The 24,434-nt window shown below is 72.2% G+C and carries 28 protein-coding genes; 8 read left to right on the plus strand and 20 right to left on the minus strand.

Annotation, left to right across the window (positions count from 1 at the left end; genetic code table 11):
- The first annotated feature begins 129 nt into the window (after nucleotides 1-129).
- On the plus strand, nucleotides 130-1,233 hold the full coding sequence (aroC, locus tag JQC91_RS04115) for a chorismate synthase (protein WP_203285529.1): 1,104 nt from the start codon (nucleotides 130-132) through the stop codon (nucleotides 1,231-1,233).
- A gap of 92 nt (nucleotides 1,234-1,325) precedes the next feature.
- Nucleotides 1,326-2,210 carry a hypothetical protein gene (locus JQC91_RS04120; protein WP_203285530.1) on the plus strand — a complete coding sequence of 295 codons (885 nt, stop codon included), beginning with the start codon at nucleotides 1,326-1,328 and terminating at the stop codon, nucleotides 2,208-2,210.
- Between the two features lies 1 nt (nucleotide 2,211).
- Here JQC91_RS04120 and JQC91_RS04125 read toward each other — a convergent pair whose 3' ends face one another.
- Together JQC91_RS04125 and JQC91_RS04130 are read right to left on the minus strand one after the other, a co-directional pair.
- A complete protein-coding gene (locus JQC91_RS04125) occupies nucleotides 2,212-3,090 on the minus strand; it encodes a DMT family transporter (protein ID WP_203285531.1) in 879 nt (292 codons plus the stop codon).
- 35 nt (nucleotides 3,091-3,125) lie between these two features.
- A complete protein-coding gene (locus JQC91_RS04130; RefSeq protein ID WP_203285532.1) occupies nucleotides 3,126-3,674 on the minus strand; it encodes a Crp/Fnr family transcriptional regulator in 549 nt (182 codons plus the stop codon).
- 62 nt (nucleotides 3,675-3,736) lie between these two features.
- Between JQC91_RS04130 and JQC91_RS04135 the strand changes: the two genes are divergently transcribed.
- The gene (locus JQC91_RS04135; RefSeq protein WP_203285533.1) at nucleotides 3,737-4,459 is read left to right on the plus strand and encodes an SDR family NAD(P)-dependent oxidoreductase; all 723 of its coding nucleotides are present in this window, start codon (nucleotides 3,737-3,739) and stop codon (nucleotides 4,457-4,459) included.
- Nucleotides 4,456-5,109 (plus strand): VTT domain-containing protein, encoded by a 654-nt coding sequence (locus tag JQC91_RS04140; RefSeq protein WP_203285534.1) that lies wholly within the window; start codon nucleotides 4,456-4,458, stop codon nucleotides 5,107-5,109. Before JQC91_RS04135 ends, JQC91_RS04140 begins: the two co-directional genes overlap by 4 nt.
- A gap of 67 nt (nucleotides 5,110-5,176) precedes the next feature.
- Here the strand turns inward: JQC91_RS04140 and JQC91_RS04145 are convergent, their stop codons facing one another.
- From JQC91_RS04145 to JQC91_RS04155, 3 genes are all read right to left on the minus strand, one after another.
- The gene (locus tag JQC91_RS04145; RefSeq protein ID WP_203285535.1) at nucleotides 5,177-5,467 is read right to left on the minus strand and encodes an HU family DNA-binding protein; all 291 of its coding nucleotides are present in this window, start codon (nucleotides 5,465-5,467) and stop codon (nucleotides 5,177-5,179) included.
- Nucleotides 5,468-5,552: 85 nt separating this feature from the next.
- Nucleotides 5,553-7,082, minus strand: a complete 1,530-nt coding sequence (locus JQC91_RS04150; RefSeq protein WP_203285536.1) for an AMP nucleosidase — start codon at nucleotides 7,080-7,082, stop codon at nucleotides 5,553-5,555.
- Nucleotides 7,079-8,875, minus strand: coding sequence for an adenine deaminase C-terminal domain-containing protein (locus JQC91_RS04155; RefSeq protein ID WP_203285537.1), 1,797 nt, complete (start codon nucleotides 8,873-8,875; stop codon nucleotides 7,079-7,081). The genes JQC91_RS04150 and JQC91_RS04155 overlap by 4 nt, the downstream gene beginning before the upstream one ends.
- Before the next feature lie 448 nt (nucleotides 8,876-9,323).
- On the opposite strand from JQC91_RS04155, the gene JQC91_RS04160 reads away from it, so the two are divergent.
- The 4 genes from JQC91_RS04160 to JQC91_RS04175 all read left to right on the plus strand — a co-directional run bounded on the left by JQC91_RS04160 (nucleotide 9,324) and on the right by JQC91_RS04175 (nucleotide 12,107).
- Nucleotides 9,324-10,226 (plus strand): homocysteine S-methyltransferase family protein, encoded by a 903-nt coding sequence (locus JQC91_RS04160; RefSeq protein ID WP_203285538.1) that lies wholly within the window; start codon nucleotides 9,324-9,326, stop codon nucleotides 10,224-10,226.
- 254 nt (nucleotides 10,227-10,480) lie between these two features.
- On the plus strand, nucleotides 10,481-11,446 hold the full coding sequence (locus JQC91_RS04165) for a DNA topoisomerase IB (RefSeq protein WP_203285539.1): 966 nt from the start codon (nucleotides 10,481-10,483) through the stop codon (nucleotides 11,444-11,446).
- 66 nt (nucleotides 11,447-11,512) lie between these two features.
- Nucleotides 11,513-11,785 carry a UBP-type zinc finger domain-containing protein gene (locus tag JQC91_RS04170; protein WP_203285540.1) on the plus strand — a complete coding sequence of 91 codons (273 nt, stop codon included), beginning with the start codon at nucleotides 11,513-11,515 and terminating at the stop codon, nucleotides 11,783-11,785.
- Nucleotides 11,786-11,867: 82 nt separating this feature from the next.
- The gene (locus tag JQC91_RS04175) at nucleotides 11,868-12,107 is read left to right on the plus strand and encodes an Lrp/AsnC ligand binding domain-containing protein (RefSeq protein ID WP_203285541.1); all 240 of its coding nucleotides are present in this window, start codon (nucleotides 11,868-11,870) and stop codon (nucleotides 12,105-12,107) included.
- Here the strand turns inward: JQC91_RS04175 and JQC91_RS04180 are convergent.
- From JQC91_RS04180 to bchL, 15 genes are all read right to left on the minus strand, one after another.
- The gene (locus JQC91_RS04180; protein ID WP_203285542.1) at nucleotides 12,091-12,984 is read right to left on the minus strand and encodes an ornithine cyclodeaminase; all 894 of its coding nucleotides are present in this window, start codon (nucleotides 12,982-12,984) and stop codon (nucleotides 12,091-12,093) included. The genes JQC91_RS04175 and JQC91_RS04180 overlap by 17 nt on opposite strands.
- Nucleotides 12,981-13,604: an HAD-IA family hydrolase gene (locus JQC91_RS04185; protein ID WP_203285543.1), complete on the minus strand. Its 624-nt coding sequence runs from the start codon at nucleotides 13,602-13,604 to the stop codon at nucleotides 12,981-12,983. Before JQC91_RS04185 ends, JQC91_RS04180 begins: the two co-directional genes overlap by 4 nt.
- On the minus strand, nucleotides 13,598-14,407 hold the full coding sequence (gene fghA / locus JQC91_RS04190) for an S-formylglutathione hydrolase (RefSeq protein WP_203285544.1): 810 nt from the start codon (nucleotides 14,405-14,407) through the stop codon (nucleotides 13,598-13,600). The genes JQC91_RS04185 and fghA overlap by 7 nt, the downstream gene beginning before the upstream one ends.
- Nucleotides 14,408-15,337, minus strand: a complete 930-nt coding sequence (locus tag JQC91_RS04195; RefSeq protein ID WP_203285545.1) for an AEC family transporter — start codon at nucleotides 15,335-15,337, stop codon at nucleotides 14,408-14,410.
- A gap of 115 nt (nucleotides 15,338-15,452) precedes the next feature.
- Complete coding sequence (locus JQC91_RS04200) at nucleotides 15,453-15,899, minus strand: cytochrome C (RefSeq protein ID WP_203285546.1); 447 nt, start codon at nucleotides 15,897-15,899, stop codon at nucleotides 15,453-15,455.
- A 148-nt stretch (nucleotides 15,900-16,047) separates the two neighbouring features.
- Nucleotides 16,048-17,265 carry a 5-aminolevulinate synthase gene (hemA, locus tag JQC91_RS04205; protein WP_203285547.1) on the minus strand — a complete coding sequence of 406 codons (1,218 nt, stop codon included), beginning with the start codon at nucleotides 17,263-17,265 and terminating at the stop codon, nucleotides 16,048-16,050.
- Nucleotides 17,252-18,064 carry a putative photosynthetic complex assembly protein PuhE gene (gene puhE, locus JQC91_RS04210; protein WP_203285548.1) on the minus strand — a complete coding sequence of 271 codons (813 nt, stop codon included), beginning with the start codon at nucleotides 18,062-18,064 and terminating at the stop codon, nucleotides 17,252-17,254. Before puhE ends, hemA begins: the two co-directional genes overlap by 14 nt.
- Nucleotides 18,064-19,167, minus strand: a complete 1,104-nt coding sequence (gene acsF / locus JQC91_RS04215; RefSeq protein ID WP_203285549.1) for a magnesium-protoporphyrin IX monomethyl ester (oxidative) cyclase — start codon at nucleotides 19,165-19,167, stop codon at nucleotides 18,064-18,066. The genes puhE and acsF overlap by 1 nt, the downstream gene beginning before the upstream one ends.
- Nucleotides 19,164-19,472: a hypothetical protein gene (locus JQC91_RS04220; protein WP_203285550.1), complete on the minus strand. Its 309-nt coding sequence runs from the start codon at nucleotides 19,470-19,472 to the stop codon at nucleotides 19,164-19,166. The genes acsF and JQC91_RS04220 overlap by 4 nt, the downstream gene beginning before the upstream one ends.
- 15 nt (nucleotides 19,473-19,487) lie before the next feature.
- The gene (puhC, locus tag JQC91_RS04225) at nucleotides 19,488-19,967 is read right to left on the minus strand and encodes a photosynthetic complex assembly protein PuhC (protein WP_203285551.1); all 480 of its coding nucleotides are present in this window, start codon (nucleotides 19,965-19,967) and stop codon (nucleotides 19,488-19,490) included.
- A 4-nt stretch (nucleotides 19,968-19,971) separates the two neighbouring features.
- Nucleotides 19,972-20,616 (minus strand): photosynthetic complex putative assembly protein PuhB, encoded by a 645-nt coding sequence (puhB, locus tag JQC91_RS04230; RefSeq protein ID WP_203285552.1) that lies wholly within the window; start codon nucleotides 20,614-20,616, stop codon nucleotides 19,972-19,974.
- Nucleotides 20,617-20,656: 40 nt separating this feature from the next.
- The gene (gene puhA, locus JQC91_RS04235) at nucleotides 20,657-21,421 is read right to left on the minus strand and encodes a photosynthetic reaction center subunit H (protein WP_203285553.1); all 765 of its coding nucleotides are present in this window, start codon (nucleotides 21,419-21,421) and stop codon (nucleotides 20,657-20,659) included.
- A 15-nt stretch (nucleotides 21,422-21,436) separates the two neighbouring features.
- On the minus strand, nucleotides 21,437-22,837 hold the full coding sequence (locus JQC91_RS04240; RefSeq protein WP_343069899.1) for an MFS transporter: 1,401 nt from the start codon (nucleotides 22,835-22,837) through the stop codon (nucleotides 21,437-21,439).
- Nucleotides 22,834-23,544: a magnesium protoporphyrin IX methyltransferase gene (gene bchM / locus JQC91_RS04245; RefSeq protein ID WP_203285554.1), complete on the minus strand. Its 711-nt coding sequence runs from the start codon at nucleotides 23,542-23,544 to the stop codon at nucleotides 22,834-22,836. Before bchM ends, JQC91_RS04240 begins: the two co-directional genes overlap by 4 nt.
- Nucleotides 23,544-24,434: a ferredoxin:protochlorophyllide reductase (ATP-dependent) iron-sulfur ATP-binding protein gene (bchL, locus tag JQC91_RS04250; protein ID WP_203285555.1), complete on the minus strand. Its 891-nt coding sequence runs from the start codon at nucleotides 24,432-24,434 to the stop codon at nucleotides 23,544-23,546. The genes bchM and bchL overlap by 1 nt, the downstream gene beginning before the upstream one ends.

The raw sequence follows: 24,434 nt of genomic DNA on the forward strand, positions 1-24,434 counted from the left end.
GCTCGGGCCGCGGCCCCCCGCCGCCCCGGGGCGCCCCGGGGGGGGCGCTGCCCCCACACCCCCGAGGTATTTGGGCCAAGATGAGGGGGGCGGGTTGAGGGCGGGGGGCGCCGGGATTACGCGGGCCGCATGTTCAACACGTTCGGCCGCCTCTTCACCGTCACCACTTGGGGCGAGAGCCACGGGCCCGCCTTGGGCGCGACCGTGGACGGGGTGCCGCCGGGCGTGGCCGTGTCGGAGGCGGACCTCCAGGTCTGGCTCGACCGCCGCAAGCCCGGCCAGTCCAAGCACACCACCCAGCGCAAGGAGCCGGACGCCGTCCGCATCCTGTCGGGGGTGTTCGAGGGGCGCACGACCGGCACGCCGATCCAGCTGATGATCGAGAACACCGACCAGCGGTCCAAGGACTATGGCGACATCGCCGAGAAGTTCCGGCCCGGTCACGCCGACATCGCCTACTGGCAGAAATACGGCATCCGCGACCATCGCGGCGGGGGCCGCTCCAGCGCCCGCGAGACGGCGGCGCGGGTCGCGGCGGGCGGCATCGCGCGCGCCGTGCTGCGCGACCTCGTGCCGGGGCTGGAGGTTACGGGCTACATGACCCGGATGGGCGAGCTGGCCATCGACCGGTCGCGGTTCGACTGGGACGAGATCGCGCGCAACGACTTCTGGACGCCCGACCCGGTGGCGGCGGAGGAGTTCGCGGCGCACTTGGATTGGCTCCGCAAGGACGACCACAACTCCGTCGGCGCCGAGATCGAGGTGGTCGCGCGCGGCGTCCCCGCGGGCCTCGGCGCGCCGGTCTACGCCAAGCTCGACACCGACCTCGCAGCGGCCATGATGTCGATCAATGCCGTCAAGGGCGTCGAGATCGGCGAGGGCATGGCCGCCGCCCGCCTCACGGGCCGCGACAACGCCGACGAGATCGTCATGGGCGCGGATGGGCCCGAATACACCTCCAACCACGCGGGCGGCGTCCTCGGCGGCATCTCCACGGGGCAGGACGTCGTCGTCCGCTTCGCCGTGAAGCCCACCTCCTCGATCCTGTCGGAGCGGCGCACCATCACCAAGGCGGGCGAGGAGACGACGCTCGTCACCAAGGGCCGTCACGACCCCTGCGTCGGCATCCGCGCGGTCCCGGTGGGCGAGGCGATGATGACCTGCGTCCTCCTCGACCACCTGCTTCTGGACCGCGGCCAGACCGGCGGCATGCGCGGCCCGATCGGCGGCTGACGGCGCACGGGGCGCGCGACGGCCTGGCCCCCTTGGCTTCGGATGCGCGGTTGCCGACCCTCCCGGCGACCGCCACCACCGGACCCGGCCCCATGCTCCTCCGCACGCTCCTCGCCGCCCTCCTCCTCGCGCCGCCGCTCCACGCCGCGCCCGAGCAGATCGCCGAGGGCCGCGCCACCGCCGCCGCCTACGCCGACCTGCGCGACGCGCGGCGCGACGGCTGGCGCAAGTTCGGCGGCCCCGCCGCGCTGATGGGGCAGCACTACTACAACGGCGCCAATCCCGACTACGTCGCGGGCGAGCCGCTCGATCCCGCCCGCCTCTCCAACCTGCTCTACGCCGAGATCGGCGGACGCCAGACGCTGGTGGGCGTGGCCTATAACTACCGCATCGGCGACGGCGACCTGCTGCCCGAGGGGTTCCGTGGAGGCGCCGACGTCTGGCACGTCCACGACGTCGCCAAGTTCGCCGCCGCCGTCACCACCGACCGCCCCCTCCTGCGCTGGGCCGCCGACCGCTTCCTGACGCCCGAGTTCACCGCCGCCGACGGCACCCGGCGCGACCGGCTGGCGATGGTCCACCTCTGGACGATCCCGAACCCCGACGGCCCCTTCGCCTCCCACAACCGGGCGCTGGCCTACCTGCAGCTCGGCCTGCCCGGCGACTGGGCCGACGGCGCGTCCAAGGAGGCGGCGCTGGGCCTGTCGCTCGCGCGGCCCGAGGGCTGCGCCGAGATGATCGACACCGACGCGTGGATCGCCAACCTGCCCCGCGCCACCACCCGCCGCCTCCACTCCGCCTGTCGGCAGGTGGCCGACCACGTGCGCGCGCGGCTGGGATCGAAGGCGCAGGCCAACGCGGCGGGCGAGGGGGCGTGGGCCGCCTTCGACCGGGTCCGCGACGAGAGCCTGACGCCCGTCCAGAAGCTCCGCATCGCCTCGATCGTCGAGGACGGGCCGGGCCTGCTCTGCCGCTAGGTCAGGTCGCCCGCGCCGCCCGCATCCGGCTGACCTGCACGGCAAGGATGCCGCCCGCGATCACCACCACCCCCACCGCGTCGAGCGGGCCCAGCCGCTCGCCCAAGAGCGCCCACGCGATCACCACCCCGAAGAACGGGTTGAGGAAGTGGAACGTCGCCGCCGGCGTCGCGCCGATCCGGCGCACCAGCAGGAACCAGATCCACGTCGCCAAGAGCCCCGGCACCACCGTCGTGTAGGCGAAGGCCGCCGTGAGCGTCGGGGTCCACGTCACCTCCCACGTCTCCAAGGCCAGCCCGAGCGGCAGAAGCGCCAGCGACCCCACCAGCATCTGCAGCCCCACTACCGACAGGATGCCGCCGCCGCCGGTCGCGCCCTTGACCGTCAGCGTCGCGACCGTGAGCGCGACGACCCCCGCCACGCACATCGCCACCGCCGCCACGTCCGCCCCGCCCGACAGGCGCGTCCCCATGATCAGCAGCACGCCCGCCGTCCCCGCCGCCAGCCCCGCGACGCCCAAGGGGCGGGTCCGCTCCGAGAACGCCACCCAGTTCACCAGCGCCACCAAGAGCGGCAGCGTCGAGGCCACGATCGCCGCCAGCGACGCCTCGATCCGCTGCATCGCCACGAAGTTCAGCCCGAGGTAGAGCGCGTTCTGGCACAGCCCGAACACCACGATGGCGGCCCACGCCCGCCGGTCCAGCGTCAGCCGCTCGCCCGCCAGCCGCCCGAGAGCCAAGCCCAGCGCCCCCGACAGCGCGAAGCGCAACGACAGCGACAGCAGCGGCGGCGCCTCGGCCACGATGATCCGCGCCGAGGTGAAGGCCGACGACCACGCCAGCGCGAAGAGCAGGCCGAGGAGGAGCGCGCGCGGATCCATGCCCGGCGGGTGCCATGCCCGTCCCCGCACCGCAATCACCCCGCCGCGCGGCGCTTCTTGATCCGGCTGAAGGCCTGCGGCGTGATCCCGATCCACGCCGCGATGTCGGACTGCGGGAAGGCGCCCTCGAACGCCGCCGCCTGCTCCAGCGCGCGGGCCTGGCGCGCCTCGGCGGACAGGCACAGCAGCTCGAACTCCCGACGCTCCTTGCGCCGGGCGTAGCCGGCGAGGAACCCGATCATCGCCAAGGCCGCCGCGTGGTCCCGCTCGGCCGCCGCCGTCAGGTCCGCGAAGGGGATCGAGCGCACCCGCGCCTCGGACACCGCCACCAGCGAGAACGTGCAGCCCACGCCCTCCGTCAGCGCGGCCATCGACCCGATCAGGTCGCCCGGCGCCAGCAGGGACTTCACCCGCTCGCGGCCCTCCGGGTCGAGGTAGTAGGCCTTCAGATGCCCTTCCCGGATCAGGTGCACCTCCCCGGACGGGTCGCCTTGCCGGAACAGGTGCGCCCCCGCCGCGACGGCGCGGTCGCGGCCCAGTCCTCCCGCGAGGCGCTCGATCCCCATCCCATGAACCTCGATCAATCCGATCCCGTCCCTCTGGGCCTATCAGGTTTCCACCGGACGCGCAGCAGAAGGGGCGGGCGATGGAACTCGAAGGACGGCGGATCGCGATCACCGGGGGCACCTCCGGCATCGGGCGGAGGATCGTGGACCGCCTCGCCCCGCGCGCGGAGGTCGTCGTGGTGGCCCGGCCCGGGCCGTCCGCCGACGCCCTCCGCGCGGACCACCCGGGCGTGGAGATCCTCGTCGCCGACCTGTCCCGCCCGGCGGAGGTCGACGCGGCGGGGGCCGCGCTCGCCCGGCGGGACGACGTGGACGGTCTGATCCACTGCGCGGCCGTGCAGCGCACCGCGCACGTCGCCGACGCCGACCCGGCGACGATCCGCCCCGAGATCGAGGTGAACCTGACGGCGCTCTGCGTGCTCGCGGGGCACCTCCTGCCGGGGATGCGGCGGCGCGGCGGCTTCGTCCACGGGGTGAACTCGGGCCTCGGCCTCGTGCCCAAAACCGGGTCGGCCGTCTACTGCGCCACCAAGGGCGGGATGAACCTCTACCTGCAGGCGCTCGAGAACCAGTCGCGCGGCAGCAGCGTCCAGGTCATGCAGGCGTTCCTCCCGCTCGTGGACACGTCCATGAGCGCCGGGCGCGGGCGCGCCAAGATGGACCCGGACGCGGCGGCGGCGGCCATCGTGGACGGGATCGAGCGCGGGATCGCGGCCCACGACATCGGCCGCGTCCGCATCCTGCGCGCGCTCGCCCGGATCGCGCCCTCGGCGGCGCGGCGCATCATGAGGGCGGACGCATGAGGCCGCTCCTGCGCGTGATGCTGCTCCTCGGAGGGGGCTTCGCGGCCACCTTCGTGATCGCCCGCCTGACCGGCGTCCTGACCGAGGAGGCGGTGCGCGGCTGGCTGGCGGCCGCATCCGCCGTGTCGCCCGCGTGGATCGCCGCGATCGTGGTCGCGCTGCTCTTCGCGGACCTGTTCGTCGCGGTGCCCACGCTCACGATCACGATCCTCGCCGGTCACTTCCTCGGGGCGCCCGCCGGGACCGCCGCCGCCCTCGCGGGGACCTCGGCGGCCGCGGCGGCTGGCTACGGGCTGTCGCGGCGCTGGGGCGAGGGGGTGCTGCGCCGCGTCGTCGGCGACCCGGCGCAGCGCGTGGAGTTGCGTGACGCCTTCGCCCGGACGGGGCCCGCGATGATCGTGCTGTCGCGCGCCATGCCGATCCTGCCCGAGGTGACCGCCTGCATGGCCGGGGCCACGCGGATGCCGCCGTGGCGCTACGTCCCGCTCTTCGCCCTCGGTACGGTGCCCTACGTCGCGATCGCCGCGTGGGCCGGGTCCGTCAGCACGCTGCGGGATCCCATGCCCGCCATCTACGCCGTGCTGGGCCTCTACGCGGTCCTCTGGACGGCATGGGCCGCCCTGCGGTGGCGGGGCCGGTCGGCGCCCTGAACGACGGAGGGGCCGCCCCTGCCGGGACGGCCCCTCGATCACGTGCCATGGCCCGAAGGCCCGCGGATCACTCGTTGACGGAGTCCTTGAGCGCCTTGGCGATGGTGAACTTCACCACCTTGTCGGCGTCCTTCTTGAACTGCTCGCCCGTGGCGGGGTTGCGGACCATGCGCTCGGGGCGCTCGCGGCAGGCCATCTTGCCGATGCCCGGCAGGGTCACGGCGCCGCCGTCCTTGACCTCGTCGCTGATGATCTCGGCCAGCGCGTCGAGCGCGGCGGAGGCGGACTTCTTGTCGGAGTCCATCTTCTCGGCCAGAGCCGAGACCAGTTGCGTCTTGGTCATCGCTTTCGTCGCCATGTGTCACCCCTTTGGCAGGCAGGTTGCGAATTTGACGCGACCCTAGACAGGGAATGCGCCCGCCTACAACAGGTTTCCCATATTTTCATAGGAATGCGGTTTCCTCGAACGACCTGAGCTTGCGCGAATGGAGCCGCTCCAGCGGCATCTCGCGCAGGGTCTCCATCGCCCGGATGCCGATTAGGAGGTGGCGCGACACCTGCGTGCGGTAGAACTCCGAGGCCATGCCCGGCAGCTTCAGCTCCCCGTGGAGCGGCTTGTCGCTGACGCACAGCAGCGTGCCGTAGGGCACGCGGAAGCGGAACCCGTTGGCCGCGATCGTCGCGCTCTCCATGTCCAAGGCCACCGCGCGGGACTGTGACAGGCGCTGCACCGGCCCCGCCTGCTCGCGCAGCTCCCAGTTGCGGTTGTCGATGGTCGCCACCGTGCCCGTCCGCATGATCCGCTTGAGCTCGTAGCCCTCCAGCTGCGTGACGTCGGCGACCGCCTCCTCCAACGCGACCTGCACCTCGGCCAGCGCGGGCACCGGCACCCAGACCGGCAGGTCGTCGTCCAGCACGTGGTCCTCGCGCAGGTAGGCGTGGGCCAGCACGAAGTCGCCGAGCGACTGGCTGTTGCGCAGCCCCGCGCAGTGCCCCACCATCAGCCATACGTGCGGGCGCAGCACCGCGATGTGGTCCGTCGCCGTCTTGGCGTTGGACGGCCCCACCCCGATGTTCACCAGCGTGATGCCCGCGTTGCCCTCCCGCTCGAGGTGGTAGGTCGGCATCTGCGGCATCTTGGGCGGGTCGGCCATCGGCGCGTCCGGGTCGTCCGGCGTCACCGTCTGCCCCATCGGCCCCACCAGCGCCGTGTAGCCCGAGGCCGGGTCGCGCAGCGCCTCGCGGGCGTAGGCCACGAACTCGTCCATGTAGAACTGGTAGTTCGTGAACAGCACGTGGTTCTGGAAGCAGGCCGGGTCCGTCGCCGTGTAATGGGCCAGCCGGGCCAGCGAGTAGTCGACCCGCTGCGCCGTGAACGGCGCCAAGGGCCGCGCCCCGTCCTCGTAGGTGAACCCCACCCCGTTGACGATGTCGTCGTTCGTCGTCTCGAGGTCCGGCACGTCGAACACGTCGCGCATCAGGAAGGGCAGCACCCCGTCCTGCGGCACGGTCAGCGCCCCGTCCTCGTCCGATCCGCCCAGCACCGCGAAGTGGATCGGGATCGGGGTCCTGGACCAGCCCACGGTGACGGGGACGCCGTGCGAGCGGACCAAGAGTTCGATCTGCTGCGTCAGGTAGCCCTCGAACAGGTCGGGCTGCGTGATCGTCGCCGCGTAGTGCCCCGGCTCGGCCACGTGCCCGAAGGACAGGCGCGAATCCGCCCGCCCGTAGGACGTCGTCGTGAACCGGATCTCGGGGTAGAACGCGCGCACCCGGTGGTCCGGCTCCCCCTCGGCCACCGCCTTGGAGAAGCGCGACCGCAGGAAGCCCGTCGCCTCCGCGTAGAGGCGCTGCAGCTCCGCCACCGCGTCCGCCGCGTCCATGAACGCGCGCCGCTCCACCGCCTCCGGCGAGCGGATCGAGGACTTCTTCGCGGACTTCGCGGGCGTCGGGATCTTGGGCGGCGCGTTCATGCCAGCACCTCCGTCAGTTCGAACTTCGTCACGTCCACCAAGCCCAGGTCGCCGATCCGCAACTCCGGGATCACCACCAGCGCCAGCAAGGAATGCTGCATGAACGCCTCGTTCATCGTGCAGCCCGCGTCCCGCATCGCCGCCGCCAAGCCCTCGGCCTTCGCCGCCACGGCGGGCGCCGGGTCGTCGGACATCAGCCCCGCCACCGGCAGCTCCACCATCGCCCGCTCCACCCCGTCCGAGAACAGGCAGGCCCCGCCGCCCACGTCGGCCAGCCGGTTCGCCGCCGCCGCCATGTCCGCCCGCGAGGTGCCCACGACGATCATGTGGTGGCTGTCATGCGCCACCGTCGAGGCCAGCGCCATGTCGCCCGCATATCCGAACCCCTCCACGAAGGCGTTCACCACGCCCCCCGTCGCGCGGTGCCGCTCGACCAAGGCGATCATGCAGGTCGGCCCTTCTCCGTCGACCACCCCGTCCCGCACCGGCAGCGTCCGCGTCAGCGCGCGCGTCGGTGCTTGGTTCTCCACCACCCCAATCACCCGCGCCTCGACCGTCTCGGCCCCCGCGGGCGCGGCCAACGCGAAGTCCCCCGCGGTGAGCGCGCGGCCCAGCCTCACCGTCCCCTTCGCCGCCGCCCAGTCGGCATGGTCCATCCCGGCGGCCAGATCCCCGTCCCGCGCGACGACCGCGCCCAGCGCGACCACGACCTTCGCCTCGAACCCCTCCAGCGTCTCGGTCAGCACCACGTCCGCCCGCCGCCCCGGCGCGATGGACCCCAACTCCCGCTCCAGCCCGAAATGCGTCGCCGCGTTGACCGTGCACATCTGCAAGGCGACCAGCGGGTCGCAGCCGCAGGCGATCGCGTGGCGCAGCACCCGGTCCATGTGCCCGTCCCGCACCAGCGTCGCCGCGTAGCAGTCGTCGGTGCACAGGATCACGCCGCGCGGGTCCAAGCCCCGCTTCGTCACGGCGGTGATCTGCGCCGCCACGTCGTGCCACGCGCTGCCCAGCCGCAGCATGGCCCGCATCCCCTGCCGCATCCGCGCCACCGCGTCGGCCTCGCTCGTGCCCTCGTGGTCGTCCGCAGGCCCCCCCGCCGCGTAGGCGTGGAAGGCCGGCCCGAGGTCGGGCGAGGCATAGTGCCCCCCGATCGTCCGCCCCGCCGCCGCCGTCGCCGCCATCTCGGCCAGCATCTGCTGCGAGCCATGGACCACGCCGGGGAAGTTCATCATCTCCCCCAGCCCCACGATCCCGTCCCAGCCCATCGCCTCGGCCACCTCGTCGGGGCCCAGCTCCACGCCCGTGGTCTCCAGCCCCGGCGCCGAGGGCGCGCAGGACGGCATCTGCATGAACATCGAGCAGGGCAGCCCCATCGCCTCGTCCAGCATCATCCGCACGCCCGGCAGGCCCAAGACGTTCGCGATCTCGTGCGGGTCGGCCATCATCGCGGTCGTGCCGCGCGGCACCACGGCCTCGGCGAAGCGCGCGGGCGTCAGCATCCCCGACTCGACGTGCATGTGCGCGTCGATCAGGCCGGGCGCGGCGACCATCCCCTCGCCCTCGATCACCTCGGTCGCCTCGCCCACGCAGTGCGAGGCGTCCGGCCCGACATAGGCGAAGCGCCCCCGCCGGATGGCGATCTCCCAGTCGAGCGTCTCGCGGGTGTGGACATTGGCCAGCCGGACGTCGCGGATCACGAGGTCGGCGCGGGCGCGCCCGGCGGCCACGGCGATTAGGTCGGCGGCGGCCTCGGGCCATGTGGGGAGGGTGCGGTGGGTGAACGGCGTCATCCCCCAAGGTTTCACGCCGCGCGACCCCCCGCAAGGCCGCGCGCGCGACGGTTGCGTGACGTCGCCGGGCGCGCTCGGGCGCCCCGGCCTCCGTAGGGTGGGCACCACCATGCCCACCGCCCTCCGACCCGCCTCCTTCTCAACGAAATCAATCCCTCACCCCCGCATGACGCCTCATCGGAGCACCATCGTCTTGGTCTCGCCGGACGCACCCTCGGGCGGCGCGCCCGCGCGATACGGCCGCGCAGCGGCCCGCGCATCGCCGGGCCGTCCCCCGGCCCGGCGATTGGTCTGGCCTCGGCGCGCCGCTTGGGCGTCGTACGGGGGTGAGGGATAAACCGCCTCGCGGACAGGTCGCATCGCCGCGCCACGGCCCTGCGATGCGCTCGGGTGGCGCTTGGCTCCCACCCTGCTAGATGCCCCCTCCGACCATCGGAGGACCCCGCCCATGACCGACATCGTCCTGCTCGACGGGGGCATGGGGCAGGAGCTCATCGCCCGCTCCCAGCACCCGCCCACCCCCCGCTGGTCCTCCGAGATTCTCGAGCGCGAGCCCGACCTCGTCCGCGCCGTCCACGACGACTTCCTCGACGCGGGCGCCACCGTCACCACCGTCAACAGCTACGCCGTCACGCCCGAGCGCCTCGCCCGCCTGATGCCCGCGCCCGAGGCCGAGGCCCTGTTCGAGACCCTCCAGCGCGCCGCCCTCGACATCGCCGAGGGCGCCCGCCGCCCCGGCACCGCGCTGGCCGGCTGCCTCCCCCCGCTGGGCGGCTCCTACCACCCCGAGGGCGCGCCCGACGACGACGAGATGGCGCGCACCTACGCCCGCATCGTCGCCCATCAGGCGCCCCGCTGCGACATCCTGCTGGCCGAGACGATGTCCTCCGTCCGCGAGGCCCGCGCCGCGACCCGCGCCATCCGCGACGCGGACGCCCGCGCGTGGATCGCGCTCTCGGTGCGGGACACCGACGGCACCCGCCTCCGCTCCGGCGAGCCGCTGGCCGAGGGCGTGGCCGCCGTCGTGGACGCGGGCGCCGAGGCGATCCTGCTCAACTGCTCCCGCCCCGGCGCCATCGACGCCGGCCTGCCCGCGCTCGCCGCCACCGGCCTGCCCTTCGGCGCCTACGCCAACGGGTTCGAGGACGCCGCCGAACTGGAACTGGGCACCACCGTCGCGGGCATGGCCGTGCGCGACGACCTCGGCCCCGAGGCCTATGCCGCCCGCGCGCTCGCATGGGTGGACCGGGGCGCCACGATCGTCGGCGGCTGCTGCGAGGTGGGACCGGCCCACATCGCGGCGCTCGCCCGCGCGCTGCGCGCGGCCGGGCACCGCATCGTCGCCCCTTGACGCGCCGGACGCGCATTATTGCGTGATCCGCCGAAACGGTGGTTAACGCGGGGGGCGTATGTACGCGCGTATGTACGGGGGGTGTACGGGGGATGCACGGGGGGTGCACGGGGGCGCCCCCCACCGTATGGTGGGTGCGAATCGGGTCAACGCCCTGATCCCGCACCCCTTTCCCGTATCCGGCGAGATGCCGTTAACCTTTGCCTCCGCCCGGCCCGGCGGAACCCCCCGGCCCGACAGCCCGTTCCCGCCGCATGGCTGGCGCCCCCGACCTCGTCTACTACCCCGACTCCCGCCCCGGCATCTCCCGCCGCCGGGCCGGTCGCGGCTGGTCCTACGCCGCGCCCGACGGCACCACCATCGACGACGCCGAGGAGCGCAAGCGCCTGAACGGCTTGGCGGTCCCCCCCGCCTATGCCGACGTCTGGATCAGCCCGCGCCGCCGCGGCCACCTGCAGGCCACGGGCTACGACGACCGCAAGCGCAAGCAGTACCGCTACCACGACCTCTGGGCCGAATGGCGCGCCGCCAAGAAGTTCGACGGCCTCGCGGAGTTCGGCGAGGCCCTGCCCCGCCTCCGCGCCCGCGTCGCCAAGGGCCTCGGGGACGAACCCGGCACCGAGGCCTTCGCCTTGGCCGCGATCACCCGCCTCATCGACCGAACCTCCGCGCGCGTCGGCTCGGAGAGCAACCTGCGCGAGAACGGGACGGAGGGGGCCACCACGCTCCGCACCCGCAACCTCGCGCTCGACGGCGACCGGATCGAGCTGGGATGGCGCGCCAAGGGCGGCAAGCGTGTCAGGAAGCACCTGACCGACGCCACCCTCGCCCGCGCGCTGCACCGGCTGCAGGACCTGCCCGGCGCCCCGCTCTTCGAATGGCTCGACGGGGGCGAGGTCCGCCGGATCGAGGCGCAGCGCCTCAACGACTGGCTGCGCGAGGCGACGGGCGTGGAGGGGGCCACGGCGAAGACCTTCCGCACGTGGAACGGCTCGGTCGCGGCCCTCGACGCCGCTCTGGCCGAGGGGGCGGGCGTCACCGTCCGCCGGATGTCCGAGGCGGCGGCCGACGCGCTGCACAACACCCCAAGCATCGCGCGCACCTCCTACGTCCATCCCGACGTGATCGGCTTGGCCGAGGAATGGCGCGACGTGGCGGTGCCCGACGCGCCCAGCGGCCTGCGGCGCACGGAGCGCGCCCTGCTCGGCCGGCTCGCCTGACCCGCGGTTTTGCCAAGCCCGCCCCGCCCGTTAAGGTGGACCCCCGCCCACCAGCCGGAGACGCCAATGTCCTGTGCCCATGTCGACCAGATCGCCCTCGAACTGCCGCAGGAGGGGGCTAAGGCCGACGCGGTCTGTCCCGCCTGCGTCGCGCAGGGATCGACATGGGTCCATCTGCGCCAGTGCCGGACCTGCGGCGCGGTGGGCTGTTGCGACTCCTCGCCCAACCGCCACGCCCGCGCCCACGCCCGCGCCGAGGACCATCCGGTCATCGCCTCCTTCGAGCCGGGCGAGTCGTGGTCCTACTGCTACGTCGACGCCGAGATGATCGACCGCTGAGGCGCGCCCGCGTCCGCGCGGGGGTGCACGCGTGACCCGGGCATCCTAGGGTGCCGGCGAGACCGCCCCGAGGACCCGTCCCATGCACTGCATCTTCGTCCAGATCCGCTGCCGCCCCGGCACGACCTATGCCGTCGCCGACGCGCTCGTCCTCAAGGAGCTGCACTCGGAGCTCTACTCCACGTCGGGGGACTGGGACCTCCTGCTCAAGGCCTACGTCCCCGAGGAGCGCGACATCGGACGCTTCGTCGCCGAGATGGTGGGCGACGTGGCGGACATCGAGCGCACGCTCACCACGATGACGTTCAAGACCCTCGGCTGACGCCCAGCATCCAATCGGCGCACATCAGGTCCAGATGCGCGCCACCGCCGTTCTTCCACAGGGTGACCTCCTGCTCCGAGGTCCGCCGCACCGCGTCGCCGTCGTAGAGATCGGCCACCACGTCCTCGCGTCGGATCACCCCCTCGGCGAGCGGAATCCTCAACTCTCCGATGTGGTCCAAGGTCGTCTCGCGGCTGTCGACGAAGAGCGTCGCCCGCCGCAGCGTCGCGTCGTCCGCCTCGCGCATGTCCGGCCGGTAGGCGCCGATCAGGTCCACGTGGGTGCCCGGCGACAGCCATTCGCCGCGCAGGACGGGGTCGGTGGACATCGTGGCGCAGGACACGATGTCCGCGGCTGCGACGGCGGCCGCGAGGTCGTCGGCGACCTCACATCCCGTCTCCGCCGCGAGCCGGGCCGCGGAGCGGGAGCGCGACCAGATCGAGACGGCGATGCCGGGGAACGCGGCGCGGTAGGCCTCGGTCAGGGAGCGGGCGACGGTGCCCGCGCCGACGATGAGCAGGCGTCGCGAGTCGGGCCGCGCGAGGAGGCGCGCGCCGAGCAGCGAGTCGCCCGCCGTCTTCCACTTGGTCAGCAGGCGGAAGTCGATCAGGGCCTGCGGGCTGCCGTCCGCGTCGGAGAACAGGGTCGCCGCCCCGCCGATCGCCGGGTCGGGCGCGTTGCCGGGGAAGATGGTGGCGGTCTTCACCAAGAGGCCCAGCCCGTCGATCCACGCCGCGCGCGACAGCATCGTGTCGGGGTCGCGGTAGAGGAAGGTGTCGCCGATCTCGGCCCTCGGGCGGCGGTGCCCGGCGAGGAACGCGTCGCAGAGCGAGAGCCAGTCGAGCTTCGGCTCCACCTCCCAGCCCAGTTGGATCATGCGGCCTCCTCCTCGGTCAGCAGCCCCTCGGCCACGAGGCGGTCGGCCCAGCCCTCCGGGCCGTCGAACAGGTGCGTGCGCCAGCCCCTCTCCGCCGCCGCCGCGATGTTGTCGGCCCGGTCGTCCGCGAAGAGCAGCGCGCCGCCGGAGAGGCCGGTGGAGCGCTCGACCGCCTCGTAGATGGCGGGGTCGGGCTTGATCACACCCAGATGCCCCGAGATGTGGTCGCGGTCGAAGTCGGACAGGAAGGGCCAGACGGGGCGGGCCATCTCATAGGTCTGGATGCCGAAGTTGGTCAGCGAGACGACGGGCATCCCCTTGGCCTGCAGCGCGCGCATCAGGCGGACGGACCGGGGGATCTCCGGCCCCGCCAACGCGGTCCAGTTGTCGCGCCAGAGCGCGATCTCGCGGTCGAAGGCGGGATGGGCGGCGCGCGTCTCCTCCAGCACGTCGTGGAACGCCTCGCCCGCATCCACCCGGTCGTTCATGGCGTGCAGGTCGACGGCGTCGAAGAGGTCGCGGCGGCGGGCCTCGCCGACGCGGTGGTCGAAGAACCGCTCGGGCCGCCACTCGATCAGGACGTTGCCGATGTCGAGCACGACGGTCCGGACCGTTACCACAGGTGCTCCGCGTGGAAGGCCACGTGGTCGCCCGCGAAGGTCGAGACGAAGAAGTAGCTGTGGTCGTAGCCGGGGCGCAGGTTGACTTGGACGTCCGCGCGGGCCGCGATGGCGGCCGCCGCGAAGTCCTCCGTCCGAAGCAGGTCGCCGAACTGGTCCGCCGCGCCCGTGTCGATCAGGCAGGGCGGCAGGGTCGCGCCGCCCCCGAGCAGCCGCGTCGCGTCGTGGGCCGCCGGGTCGCCTGTGTAGGCGGCGAGCTGCGGCGTCCCCCAATCCGAGGACGCGGGCGCGCAGATCGGCGCGAAGGCGGAGACCGAGCGGAAGCGCCCCGGCGCCTTCATCGCCAGCGTCAGCGCGCCGTGCCCGCCCATTGAGTGGCCGGTGATGCCTTGGGCCTCGCGGTCCAGCGGATACGCCCCGAACACCGCCTCGGGCAGGTCGTCCAGCACGTAGGACTGCATCCTGAAGTGCCCGGTCCAAGGTTCCTCGGTCGCGTCGACGTAGAACCCCGCCCCCTGCCCCATGTCGTAGGCGTCGTCGTCGGGCACGCCCTCGCCGCGGGGGGAGGTGTCGGGGAACACCAACGCGACCCCCGCCTCGGCGGCCCAGCCCTGCAGACCCGCCTTGGTCATCGCGTTCTCGTGGGTGCAGGTCAGGCCCGACAGGTACCACAGGACCGGCGCGCCCTGAGGCTCGGACGGGAGGAACAGGCCGAAGGTCATGTCGGTGCCGGTGGCCTTCGACGCATGGCGGAGCACCAGCTGGCGCCCCCCGAAGCAGGCGTTGTCCGAGAGCGTCTCCATCTATCCCCCCGTCAGTAGGCCGATCACCACCGACACCGTGACGATGGAGATCGCGGTCGAGACGAGGATCGACGCCGACACGCGCTGCGCGGCCACCCCGTAATGCGCGGCCAGCATGTAGACGTTGCCCGCGACCGGCAAGGCGCTCGCGGCGATCATCACCGTGGCTTGGTAGGGGTCGGCGACGGGGAAGATGTAGAAGGCGGAGACCGCGACCGCGGCCGGGTGCAGGACCAGCTTGCCGAAGGAGAGCCACCCGGCGACGACGACGCGCTCGGTCGACTTGCCCGCCAGCGAGGCCCCGATCGCGAAGAGCGCGCCCGGCGTGGCGGCCGCGCCGAGGATGGCGAGGAACTCGTTCAGGGGCGCCCACAGGTCGCGGCCCGTCGCCGACCATGCGATCCCGGCGGCAATCGAGACGATCATCGGGTTCTTCGCCAACCCGAGGCCGACGGTCCTCGCGGTGGCCCATCCCACCTCGCCCCGCGATCCGGTGATGAGGATCACGATCAGCGACGAGAACACGATCAGGTCGACCGCGAGGACCATCAGCATAGGCCCCGCGCTCTCCGGCCCGAGCAGGAGGACGAACATCGGGATCCCGAGGAAGCCCACGTTGCCGATGACGGCGCACTGCGCCTCGACCGCGCCCTCGGCCACGGAGATGCCGCGCAGCAGGGCGACCGCCGTGAACACGAGGTAGATGAACAGCGTGCCCCAGAGGTAGGCGGCGATGAAGCGACCGTCGAGGATGTCGGCCAGCGTCAGGTTGGCGGCGAAGTTGAACAGCATCGCCGACAGGGCGAAGTAGAAGACGAACTTCGTCAGGTAGGCGGTCGCCTCGGCGGTGAAGAACTTGGTCCGCCCCGCGAAGTACCCCAGCGCGATCAGCGCGAAGAAGGGCAGGGTCTTGAGGAAGATCGCGAGCACCCGGACCTGCTAGCCCCCCCTCCCCCGGCTGTCCATGAAGCGACGTGCCGGACGTGAAGACGCCCGCCCCCTCGTCGGGGACGGGCGTCGCGCGATCACGCGGATGCCGCGTCGATCAGTTGGTCGCCTCTTCCTCGTCGAACTGCGCGAGGAAGGCGTAGAGGTTCACCGCGTCCTCTTCCTTGCGGACCTTGTAGGACATCTTGCCCCGCCCGCTCTCGCCCGTGATCTCCTGCAGGTGGCCCGTCGGGTCCTGCACATAGGCGACGAAGTTCTCCTCGGTGTACATGTGGCCCTGTTCGCCGGCGGTCGACATGATTTCCGAGTAGCGGAAGCCCTCGACCTGGCCGTAGACGTCGCCGGCCACGCCGTAGAGGTTCGGGCCGGTCTTGGCCGCGCGTCCGGCGAGGACCTCGCCGTCGGGGCTCTCGACGACGTGGCAGGACTGGCACTGGCGGAACGCGGCCTCGCCGGCCTCGGCGTCGCCCGAGGCGGGCAGGTGGGCGTCGGCGAAGGCGGGGCCGGCCAGCAGGGCCAGCGCGGCGGCGGTGGTGCGGATCATGTTCGTCTCCCTTTCGTATCCTTGGTCCTGGCCTTCGGTGGCCAGGCGTCGCGTGCGCAGGTAGCCCAGCGCGCGCGGGCGTCCACGGTCAACGCACGATGACATGGGGCGCCATGCGGCGGGACGCCACGCGTATCAGATAGCGGCGTCAGGCGGTGGCCCGGGCGATGGCGCACTGCTTCCACAGGACGGTCAGCGCGTCGACGAGGTGGTCGATGTCCGCGTCCGTGTGGTTCGGCCCCGGCGTGAAGCGCAGCCGCTCGGTCCCCTTGGGCACGGTCGGGTAGTTGATGGGCTGCACGTAGATGCCCCACTGCTCCATCAGGTAGTCCGATAGCATCCGCGTCTTGACCGGATCCTTGATGAGCACGGGGACGATGTGGCTGGGGTTGGGGACGTGGGGGATGCCCGCGCGGTCCAGCCCGGCGCGCAGGCGCGCCACTTGGCGGCGCTGCATCGCGCGCTCGGCGGGGCTGTGCTTTAGGTGGCGGATCGAGGTCGTCGCCGCCGCCGCGATGGCGGGGGGGAGCGCCGTCGTGAAGATGAAGCCCGAGGCGAAGCTGCGGATGAAGTCGCACAGCGCGGTTGAGGCGGCGATGTAGCCGCCCATGCAGCCGTAGGCCTTGCCCAACGTGCCCTCGATCACGGTCAGGCGGTCCATCACGCCCATCTCCTCGGCCACGCCGCCGCCGCGGGGGCCGTACATGCCGACCGCGTGGACCTCGTCGAGATAGGTCAGCGCGCCGTGCCGGTCGGCGACGTCGCAGATCTCGTCAATGGGGGCGATGTCGCCGTCCATGGAGTAGACGCTCTCGAAGGCCACGATCTTGGTCGCGTTGGCGGGGCATTCCGACAGCTTGCGGTCAAGGTCGGCGGGGTCGTTGTGCGCCCAGATCTTCTTGTCGCAGCGGGCGTGGCGGATGCCCTCGATCATGGAGGCGTGGTTGAGCGCGTCCGACAGGATCACCGCGTTGGGCAGGCGCGCGCCCAGCGTGGACAGCGTGGCCCAGTTGCTGACGTAGCCCGACGAGAAGACGAGCGCCGCCTCCTTGCCGTGCAGGTCGGCCAGTTCGGCCTCCAACTCGAGGTGCTGGTGCTGCGTACCCGAGATGTTGCGCGTGCCCCCCGCGCCGGTGCCGCACTGCATCGCGGTCGCGGCCATCGCGTTCACGACGTCCGGATGGTGGCCCATCCCGAGGTAGTCGTTGGAGCACCAGACGGTGACCTCGCGCTCCTGCCCCTCGGGGCAGGTGTTGAGCGCGCGGGGATGCTCGCCGCACTTGCGCGTCAGGTCCGCGAAGTACCGGTAGTTCCCCTCCTCCTTGAGCGCGTCGAGTTGCGTCTGGAACAGCCTATCGAACGGCATGGGCGTCCTCCCCCGTCGGTGTCGTCTTCGTGTCGTTTGCGGGCAGCATCCACCGCCACAGCTTCTCGTCCGGCAGGCGGACGACCATGAACCAGTGCTCCAGGAGCGCGAGGCCCGTGAGCGCGGTCAGCAGCGCGAAGCCCACGGCCTCGAACGCCGTCCCCGCGCCTGCCACGCGCTCGGCCCAGCAGGCGGCGGCGAAACTCAGCGCGGTCACGGAGGTCGGGAAGAGCCAGTTCATCCGCGCCTCGCGGAAATGGCTGGGCAGGTGCGTCAGCGGGCGGGGGATGAACTCCACGTTCACCTTCGCCACGCCGAGGTAGAGGTTGAGCTTGGCGCTGATCCGCGCCGCCCAGAGGACCGCGAAGGTCCAGAACCCGAACGGGTTCGCCGCGTCCGCCGTCAGCGCCCAGACCGCCCCGAGGCCCACGGTCAGCGCGATCTCGTGATAGGCGACCGTGCCCCACGCACGGACGAACCGCTCCCATTCGGGGACGCCGGCGCGGGCGGGGTGCGGGGCGGGGCCGGTGATGGTGCCCGTCAGGAAGGCCAGTTCGATCCAGCCCCAGACCGCGAGTGCCGAGAGGGTCGCGCCGTAGGCCGCCGCGACGTCGGCCTGCGCGGCGGTGGCGTGGATGCCCCACAGGCCCGCCGCCAGGAGCGGCAGCGTCCCCCACGTGACGAGGCCGTGCCGCCCGGTCGCGTCCGCGCGGCGCACGGCCACGAGGATCGCGCCGGTGGAGGCCCACCACGCGAGCAGGGCGACGAGCCCCGCGATCCATGGGGACGCCAGCGCCATCAGTAGCAGGGCTCCAGCCGGGGCGAGGCGGGCACGGCGTTCTTCTTCGCCGGGATGGCGAAGAGCCGGGCGAAGGCCGCCGCCGCCCGCGCCTTGGCCGCGGTGCGGGCGACCGGGTTCGTGGCCGCCGCGAGGTCGGCGTTCGCCTTCTGCAGCCGACGCAGGGTCGGCACCCAAGCCGGGTGGTCGATGTCGAGCGTGATCGGGAAGATCTGGCGCGTCAGCTCGTTCGTCTTCCGGAACACCTCCTGGCCGTACCACTCCTCGTCGACGCCCAAGGCGGCGTGGAAGGCGGGGCGCTGGTGGTCGCGCACCCACATCGTGCCGTAGACGGCGGTCAGGAAGAACTTGATCCACGCGACGTTGACGCCCGAGGTCAGCTTGGGGTCGGTCTTCATCAGCAGGGCGAAGGCCTCGCCGTGGGCGAACTCGTCGTTGCACCACTCCCGGAACCACTTGAAGATCGGGTGGAAGCGCTTCTCGGGATGCGCCTCGAGGTGGCGGAAGATCGTGATGTAGCGGGCGTAGCCGATCTTCTCGGACAGGTAGGTCGCGTAGTAGATGAACTTGGGTCGGAAGTAGGTGTACTTCTTCTTCTGCGTCAGGAAGCCGAGGTTCACCGCGATCCCCGCCTCGCGCAGCGCGTCGTTGATGAAGCCCGCGTGCCGCGCCTCGTCCCGCGCCATCAGCTGGAACAGCCCGGTGATGTCGCTGTTCGACCCGCGCCGCTTCATCTCCTTGTAGAGGACGCAGCCCGAGAACTCGGCGGTGCAGGACGAGATCAGGAAGTCGATGAACTCTGCCCGGAGCTTGGGCTCCATCCCGTCCCAGTCGACGTCGTCCCAGTCCTCGTTCTTCTTGAAGTGGCCCCGGTTCGGGTCGGCCTTCATCCGGGCGATCAGCGCGTCCCACTCCTCGCGGACCGGCGAGACGTCGATGGCGTCCATCTCGTCGAAGTCGGTCGTGTAGAAGCGGGGCGTCAGCAGGGTGTTCTGCATGGCCAGCGCGGTGGCCGCCTCGCTGTCGGCGACCTGCTGGTTGTCGGCGGCGAGCGCCTCCTCGACGGTGCTGGCATCGGCGGAATGCTTGAGGTGGACGTTCATCGCGCCGCCTCCCCGAGCGCGTCGCCCGAGAAGGAGAACTCGCACAGCTCCATGAACTCGGCGTCGCCGGTCATGCGGGTCCACCACCGCTCCAAGCGGCTCGCGCGGGTGATGACTGCGACGCGCTCCTCGCGGACGACCTCGCCGAAGGGGGCCATGATCTCGGGGCCGAGCACCTCCACCTCGTCGCCGGGATGGACGACGGAGCCGTCGTCGAAGCGGACATGGGCGTGGAGCGACTCGAAGCGGTGCGAGACCTCCACGGTGCAGGGCACGCGGTCGCGGGCGCGGGTGAGCAGGGGCATGGTCGTTCCCTTTCCTTAGTCGAGCAGGGCCGCGAAGGCCGCCGCGTTGGTCGCGCCGAAGCCGATCAGCTCCGCCCGCCACCCCGTCTCGGGGTCGCGCAGGCTGAGCTGGCCGGTCTCGTAGCGCACGAGGCGGACCGGCGCGGACGGGTCGACGCCCTGCCGGTTCCGCTCGAAGGCGAGGGCACGATGCACCCCCGCGACGAAGCCGCCTTGCTCTGGATCAAGGTCGGCGATCAGCGTGCCGTCCGCCCCGAGGACGCGCGCGGCCCCGGTCTGCGGGTCGGCGGTCAGGATCACGAGGCGCTCGGCGGCGACCGGCACCTCGTCGCCCAAGGCGGGCATCGCCTCCAACGGCCGGTCCGTGAGGCGCGCGTAGGCCACGATCAGCAGCGCGCAGAGGCACATGACCCCCATCGCCTGCACCAGCAGGGTGGGGACCATCTCCTTGTCGCGGCGGACGAGGCGTCGGTGCTGCGGGTCTGTCGCGTCCATGATCCTACTCCGCCGGCATGGGTTGGGCCGCGACCGGCGCGCGCGCGGGCGCCTCGGTCACGGTGAGCGCGGTCTCGCCCGCCGCCGCCTCGGCCATCAGCCGCGCGACCGCCGCCGCGTCGGGGATGCAGCGCAGCGCGGGCTGCGTCTTGCGGAAGCGCCACGGGCGGGCGTGGGGCCACGTCATCAGGTAGGAGAAGCGCGTATCGCCCAAGGTCCGCAGGGCGATCGTCCCCGTGCCGTCCCCCGCCAACTGCAGGTCGGCGGCGCCGATCCAGCGATAGGGGAACTGCAGCGTCATGGTCAGCGCCGCGCCGATCCGCATCACGACGCGGCGGGTGGTGATCGTGTAGACGGTCGCGCGCGCCTGCGCCCACGCGACCGCGAACAGGAGGGCGCAGGCCACCGCGCCGGCCGCCGCGTAGAACGACGCCCGCCCGAGGGCCGCCGCCGCCGAGTCCGTCGCCATCCCGGCGACGAACGACCACAGGAAAAGGACCGCGAAGTAGCCCGCGACCCACCGCCACCTGAGGGCGTCCCGTGCCAAGGCGCGCGCCGAGGGCGCACCCTGCCACAGGATGCGCTCCCCGTCGGGGAGCATCCGCGGCAGGCCGCGGATGGGCTCTTGGTCGAAGTCGTCGTGGTCCATGGGCCGGTCCTCCCGTGGGGTTGCGATGGACGGCGGGGCCTCAGCCCAGCCGCGGCTCTTGGCGGCCCTTGGCGTAGAGCTTCCCGCCGCCGACGAAGCCCGTGATCTTGTCCTCCTCGAGGAGGGTCACTTGGCTCGGCGACTTGTGGGCGGGGATGCCGGACCAGTACTCGGCGGTGAGCGCCTTCACCTCGACCTGGTTCGACAGCACGCGGGCCAACTGGATCGGGACGAGGCGCTTGCCGGTCCCCTCCACCTCGACCTCGAGGTAGCGGACGTGCTGCTCCGGGGCGTCGATCCAGATGTCGCTGACCACGCCGCCGATCTCGCCGTCGCCGCCCGTCACGGGCAGGCCGCGCGGATCCCGCCCGGCGGAGACGCGGAAGTCGGGCATGGCCGACATCGGCACGATCTTGGGATGCCCGTGGCCGTCGAGTTCCGGCACGTCGCGGCGCGGCGCCCACGAGGCGGCGCCGACCCCGTCGAGCATCGGGTCGCCCGTCGGCTCGAACGGGAAGCCGTTGGGGACGGCCGACTTGCGCATGGCGATGTCGCGGCTGACCGGGTTCATGTCCGGCACGGTTACCGACCCGCGCCCGTGGGGCAGCAGGAAGGTCTTCTGCCCCGGCAGCGGGAACGGCCCTTGGTTGGGCGCGAGCGTCCCGTCGTCGTTCTCGAGGGGGTAGCCCTCGCGCATGTTCTCGGTCTGCAGGTAGAACACCAGCAGCGCGAAGAACGCGTAGAACAGCCACAGCGCGAGGGACGCGAGGTCGAAGTTGCCGAAGAACGGCTCGACTTGTTGCATCGTCCTTCTCCTTTCTCAGGTGGGGAAATCGGCCAGTTCAAGCCGGGTGGACGGTCGTTGCGGGGCCGGCGCGCGCACCAAGGGGGCGAGCGCCAGCAACGTGAGGAAGAGCAGGCCGATCTCGGCGTGGTAGACGACCGAGTAGCCGGTGGTGGGCAGTTGCAGGGCCGTGCCCAGCACGCCCGCGTCGGCGAGGGCTTGGACGCCGTCGCGGGCGGCGCCGCCGAGCGCGGTGGCCGTGCCCTGCGCCGTCGCTTGGGCCGCGCCCCAGACGCCCAGCGCGAGGCCGCGCCCCGCCAAGCCGTCTGTGGGCAGCGTCATCGCCGTCGTGAGCGTGGCGACCGCGAAGAGGCCACCGCCGAAGCCGATCAGCAGGGCGCCGGCGAAGAAGAGGGGGGCGGATTCGACGGGGGCGGAGAGGATGATCGCCGCGAAGCCCGCGATCCCGGTCAGCACGCCGCGCACGGCGAGGCGCGTGGGATGGAGACCCTCGGACAGCTTGCGCGCGGCGAGCGCGAAGGCGGCCAGCGCCCCCGCCGCCCATGTCGCGGTCAGGTAGGTGGTGGAGGAGACCGACAGGCCGAGGATCGCGCCGCCATACGGCTCCAGCAGGACGTCCTGCATGGCGAAGGCCATGGTGCCGAGGAAGACCGCGAGGATGAGCCGCCCGGCGGTGCCCCCGCGGGCGAGGTCGGACCATGCGTCGCGGAACTGCGGACGAGGCGCCGCGCGCTCCTCCTTGGACTGTGGCTTGGGTGCCTCCTGCTTCCAGAGCGCGACGAGGTTGAGCAGCAGCGTGGCGACGGCGGTGCCCTGCACGACGCGGATCAGGAGGACGGGGTCGAAGTCGCGCAGGAGCCAGCCGATCAGTAGGCTCGACACCAGCATCCCCGCGAGGAACGCGACCCACAGCAGGGCGACGACCCGCGGCCGCGTCGCGTCGTCGGCGCGGTCCGCCGCGAGCGCTAGACCGGCCGTCTGGGTCATGTGCATGCCCAGCCCCGTCATCACGAACGCGATGCCCGCCGCGATCTCGCCCGCGTAGGGCAGCACCCGCAACTGGTCGTAGCCGCCGAGGATCAGCAGCGCGAAGGGCATGATCGCCAGCCCGCCGAACTGCCACAGCGCGCCGAACCAGAGGTAGGGCAGCCGCTTCCACCCGATGGCGGAGCGGTAGGTGTCGGAGCGAAACCCGAGGACCGCCCGCATCGGCGCGACCAGCACCGGCAGCGCGATCATCGCGGCGACCAGCGTGGCGGCGAGGTCCAGCTCCACGATCATCACGCGGTTGAGCGTCCCCAGCAGCATCACGGCGGCCATGCCGACCGACACCTGGAACAGCGACAGGCGCAGGAGCTGGCCCAGCGGCAGCCCCTCGGACGCGGCGTCGGAGAAGGGGACGAAGCGCGAGATCACCGGCGGACCTCCAGCGCTTGGGAGATGTAGAACCCGCTCGTCACCCGCCCGAGGTCGGACAGGCCCGCCACCTCCGCCGCGAGGTGCTTGACCGACTGCGGTACCATCGCGGGCGAGCGGTCGGCGCGGGGGAAGAGCTTGCCCATCCGCCACATCGCCATCAGCAGCGGGGTGCGCGGCGCGACGGTGAACACGATCTGCGGCGTGTCCAGCCGCACGAGACCGTCCACGAGGTCGTCGCGCCCGTAGTAGATCATGCTGTCCTGCGCGACGACGTGGTCGAACCAGCCCAGCGCCGGGTCGAACATGTCCCCCGCCCGGAACGTCACCTTCGGCGCCAGCCCCTTGGGCAGCCGCCGCGCGGCGATGGCCAAGAGGTTGGGCGACACGTCCACCCCCACCACCTCGGCCCCGCGCGCCGCCAGCAGCGCGCTCATCCCGCCCACGCCGCACCCGGCGTCCAGCACCCGCGCGCCCGACAGGTCGTCGGGCAAGCGCGACAGGATCAGGTCGCGCATCCGGTCGCGGCCCCGGCGCACCGTCTCGCGGATGCGGGACACAGGCGCGTCGGAGGTCAGCCGCGCCCACGTCTCGGTCGCGGAGCGGTCGAAGTAGTCCTCCACCCGATCGCGCACGGCGACATAGGGCGCGGCGGGCGCCGCGCCTTGGGCCCGCGCGGGGGCCGAGGGGGGGTGGAGCGCGGCCATCAGTCGAAGCCCAGCAACTCGAAGATCTCTCGATCGGGCAGCGGGGCGGGGGCCAGCGGCTCCGTCCCGTTCCACAGCGTCTCGGCGAGGCGGATGTACTCGGCCCGACAGCGGACGATGTCCTCCTCGTCGGGCATCTCGAACAGGGTCCTCTTCTTGAGCCGCGAGCGCCGGATCGCGTCCACGTCGGGCATGTGCGCGATGCGGTCGAAGCCCACGGTCCGGCAGTAGCGGTCCACCTCGTCCGTGTCCTTGGACCGGTTCGCCACGCAGCCCGCCAGCCGCACCTTGTAGTTCTTCGACTTGGCCTGCACGGCCGCGATGATCCGGTTCATCGCGTAGATCGAGTCGAAGTCGTTCGCCGTCACGATCAGCGCCCGGTCCGCGTGCTGCAGCGGCGCGGCGAAGCCCCCGCACACCACGTCGCCCAGCACGTCGAAGATCACGACGTCCGTGTCCTCCAGCATGTGGTGCTGCTTGAGCAGCTTGACCGTCTGGCCGACCACGTAGCCGCCGCAGCCCGTGCCCGCGGGCGGGCCGCCCGCCTCGACGCACTTCACGCCGCCGTAGCCTTCGGCGACGAAGTCCTCGGGGCGCAGCTCCTCGGCGTGGAAATCGACCTCCTTGAGGGTGTCGATCACCGTGGATTGCAGGCGGCCCGTCAGCGTGAAGGTGCTATCGTGCTTGGGGTCGCAGCCGATCTGGAGCACCCGCTTGCCCATCTTGGCGAAGGCCGCCGACAGGTTCGACGAGGTGGTCGACTTGCCGATCCCGCCCTTGCCGTAGACCGAGAAGACCTTGGCCCCCTCGATCCGGGCGCTCTCGTCCTGATGGACCTGGACGGAGCCCTCGCCGTCCAGCCCTCGCAGGTTCGGAAGATCCTTCGGCAT

Origin of the sequence: Jannaschia sp. Os4 (assembly GCF_016820245.1) — a bacterium.
In the GTDB taxonomy this organism is placed as follows: domain Bacteria; phylum Pseudomonadota; class Alphaproteobacteria; order Rhodobacterales; family Rhodobacteraceae; genus Jannaschia.